The organism is Lishizhenia sp. (assembly GCF_033720595.1).
Taxonomy (GTDB): Bacteria; Bacteroidota; Bacteroidia; order Flavobacteriales_D; family Crocinitomicaceae; genus Lishizhenia.
In genome coordinates this window covers 1-3,548 of record NZ_JAWWCF010000245.1, presented here as the reverse complement: position 1 = coordinate 3,548, position 3,548 = coordinate 1, and the positions used below count along the sequence as shown (strand labels likewise).

Below are 3,548 nucleotides of genomic sequence, written 5' to 3'. Positions count from 1 at the left end.
GGCTTGTACTTGCCCTTGCGACCTTGGAAGCTGGGGTGAGCACTTAGCCGAATCCACAAAAGCCAAGGGACTATAAGGAATAGCCCGGCCGTTTGCCTAAAAATCGATCACAATTTTGGAGTAAAATAGATTTTGAAAGCTACTACTTTACCAAACCTTTTAAAAAGTTGAGTTCTTGATCTTTAAGGCCTTCTTTTTTAATGATGTAGAATACTTGTTTACTCTGTTGCAGGGCAAAAGAACCTTTAAATTCATGTACCTTTTTTAAAGGAAGTTCTAGGATGGATTTACCTGAATTACCGGTAATGATGAGTTGTTTTTTCTGAAAGTTATAACTCACCGGATGTTGTAAATCTGTGTTTTGGTTGTAAGCTCTTTTATAGGTGTAATTAATGAAAACACTGAACACTACAATGAAGAGTAATGGCGATATTATTTCTTGGTAGTTGCCTGTGTAAAAAGCAGAAATGATGGGAAAGAGGATCATACCTACCAGAAAAATAGCTGTCGCGATGCGTACGCCAATTTTACTCCATAGGATATTAAGACTCGCGTTTCTGAACTCTTTTTGATTTAATGTTTGTGTAATTGTCATTGCTTTATTTTTCTCTCGTTTCAGCTATGGCCTGTAAGATTATTTCTCCGGCCTTGATCATTTCTTCTTCTGTAATGTTAATGGGTGGACTCAATCTAAAAGAGTAGGGGTGAGATAGGAACCAGAAAGAGATGAGTCCTAATTCTAAACATCTATTCACTACTTTTTCCACACGTTCAAAGGATTCCATATCGAATGCGAACATCATTCCAACACGACGAATTTCCTTTATTTCTGGATCTCTACTGAGCATATCGACCAAAATTTGTCCATTCGCTTCTACCTGCTTGTAGTCTATTTCAGTGGTCAATACCTCCAATGCCGCTGCAGCTGCTGCACAAACCACGGGGTGACCACCAAAGGTTGTGATATGTCCTAACATAGGGTCGTGAGTTAACTCTTTCATTTTCGCTTGAGAAGACACAAAGGCGCCAATGGGCATACCTCCTCCAAGTGCTTTACCTAGGGTAAGGATATCAGGAACAACATCCTCGTACATCTCAAAGGCAAAATTGTGAGCGGTTCTACCAATACCACACTGTACCTCGTCAAAAATTAGTTGAGTACCTGTTTCTGTACATTTATCGCGTAGGGCACGCATAAATTCAGGGTTTGCTTTTCTAACTCCAGCATCCCCTTGTACGGTTTCCATGATTACTGCGGCAGTTTGTTCGGTAATAGCATCTAGCTCCTCAATATTGTTGAAGCTAAGGAATTTAATCCCAGGAAGAAGGGGTCTAAATTTTTCCTTTTTCGTTTCGTTACCAGAAACACTTAAGGCACCATGCGTTCCACCGTGGTAGGCTCCTTTAAAAGCAATGATTTGAGACCTTCCCGTAATGCGTTTTGCCAATTTAAGTGCAGCTTCGTTGGCTTCTGCACCAGAGTTTACCGTGTAAACACAATCTAATTGTTCGGGGAGAATTTGAGTTAACCTTTCGGCCATTAATAAAGGGGCGTCTTGAATAAATTCGCCATAGACCATTACGTGGAGGTGTTTATCTATCTGCTGTTTCAAAGCTTCAACAACTTTGGGATGATTGTGACCGATGTTGTTTACAGCCACACCTGCGATCATGTCCATAAATGCTTTTCCTTGCTTATCGTAGAGATAAATTCCCTTGGCGTAATCGATATCCAAAAGGTAAGGAAAGGGCGTTGTTTGCCCCTGAAGCGATAGAAATTTTTCACGTCTGTCCATGGGAGCGAATTTAGTGAAATATTGAATGAGTGGAGTAGAATGGAGAGGTGATAATTGTTCTTTTCTACATAAAAAAGGCAGAAAAGTTTCTTCTCTGCCTTTGCTTGTAAATTGTACTTATGTAAACTAGAAAATCATTTCTTTACTGTTTCTTTCTGGCTCTTAATTCTTCGAGTAATCGCTTCCTAAATTGATGCTCGAGACAAGTTATTCTCAATGCTTTTTCATAACCTATAGTTTCACCTATTTTAAGCATGAATTCTGCCTTAACTTTAGCTTCTTTTTTTTCGAGTTCTACTAATTCCTCTACTAGTTTTTTGTATTCTGCTTCTGAAAGTTGATCTTCGGATTGACATCTATACTTTGCCTTGATTTCATGATGTAAGGCTCTCAATTCCTTCGAGTAATGGTCGTAAATAGGCCAAAAGGCAATTGAATCTTCTGTGTTTAAATCTAGCTTTTCAGAAAAATAAGCTCGTTTTAACTGCTCTATTTTCGCATGTTCGGCTTTAGTTGGTCTGTGCTTAGGGTGCTCATTTTGAGCATGTATAGTTGCGAAACCCACAAGGGTTAATAGGAGTAGTATAACGTGTTTCATGTTTTTCATATTAAAAATCTTCTAGACTTAATTCATCATCTTCTGATAGGTATGCAGAGATGTCTTCAATATCTAAATCACTTATTTTAGTTTCAAAATTTTGTTGGGGAGAAGTGCTGGCAACCGCAATATAACCGGCTTCTACAAATAATTCATCGTCAAAATGCTGAATATTTTCTTCTATGTAACCACCAATTTCTTGTGTTTTAAGATCTGTGATATCTGCAACTGAAGCTGTTGGTGTAGTAGTGTTGGGTTGTATGATGCTGAAAAAGAGTAAGAGCACAGCAGCAACAGAAGCAATGCTATAGAGTACTATTTTGTAGCCTTTGTTCCTTGTTTCAGCCTTTGGTTCTATTTTGTGGTTCAACTCTTTGTGGAGTTGTTCAAAATAACCTTGCGGAACGCTTGGTTTTTCGCTGGGTTTAAACTGTTCGAATATGTTTTTATCCTTTTCCACTGTACTTTAGACTTATAGAATTATAATAGGTTTAATGCGTTTTTTAAATTTTCTTCAATTTTTTTAACAGCATGATGATAAGATGCTTTTAACCCACCTACGCTTGTACCTAATTGTTGACTGATACTTTTAAAACTCATGTTCTCAAAATATTTTAATTGAAAAACTTGAGCTTGTTTATCGGGTAAGGTGTCCAATGCTCTAAATAATAAAGCTTCTATTTGTTCAGGGGGGAGTCCGCCGAGGTCTCCGGGTATAGTCAAAAGTTCAAGACTTGCGTCGTCATACTCTTGTTTAACTTGCTTGTTTCTTTTTTCTAAGAAAGTATAGGTTTCATTTCTAGCAATGCTATACATCCAGGTAGTAAGAGCACTTTTACCTTCGAATTTATCGAGAGCTTTGTAAACTTTAAGAAGTGTGTTTTGAAGTACGTCGTTGGTATCTTCGTGGTTCTTGGTTTGTCGACGTATTTGCCAATACAATTGTTCTGCGTATTGAGCAACGATGGCGTTAAACGCCTTTTGAGAAGAAGCTCCTCCTTTACGATGTAATTTTAAAATTTCTTTATCGTCAAGGAGGAGCATATATTTTTGTTACTTACGTTTAATTACTTTTTCGCAAGCTTCAACAATATTAACAGTATCAATACCGTATTTCGTCATTAATTCGTCTGGTTTACCACTTTGACCAAATT

5 protein-coding genes are annotated in these 3,548 nt (G+C 37.7%); all 5 read right to left on the bottom strand.

Annotated elements, in window-relative coordinates:
- Positions 1 to 142: 142 nt before the first annotated feature.
- Entirely contained in the window at positions 143 to 595 is a 453-nt protein-coding gene (locus R3333_RS13330) for a hypothetical protein (protein ID WP_318959267.1), read from the bottom strand.
- Between the two features lie 4 nt (positions 596 to 599).
- Positions 600 to 1,796, bottom strand: a complete 1,197-nt coding sequence (locus tag R3333_RS13325; protein WP_318959266.1) for an aspartate aminotransferase family protein — start codon at positions 1,794 to 1,796, stop codon at positions 600 to 602.
- 142 nt (positions 1,797 to 1,938) lie between these two features.
- Entirely contained in the window at positions 1,939 to 2,394 is a 456-nt protein-coding gene (locus R3333_RS13320) for a hypothetical protein (protein ID WP_318959265.1), read from the bottom strand.
- 10 nt (positions 2,395 to 2,404) lie between these two features.
- Positions 2,405 to 2,854, bottom strand: coding sequence for a hypothetical protein (locus tag R3333_RS13315; protein WP_318959264.1), 450 nt, complete (start codon positions 2,852 to 2,854; stop codon positions 2,405 to 2,407).
- A gap of 20 nt (positions 2,855 to 2,874) precedes the next feature.
- Positions 2,875 to 3,438: a sigma-70 family RNA polymerase sigma factor gene (locus R3333_RS13310; RefSeq protein ID WP_318959263.1), complete on the bottom strand. Its 564-nt coding sequence runs from the start codon at positions 3,436 to 3,438 to the stop codon at positions 2,875 to 2,877.
- Positions 3,439 to 3,548: the final 110 nt, after the last annotated feature.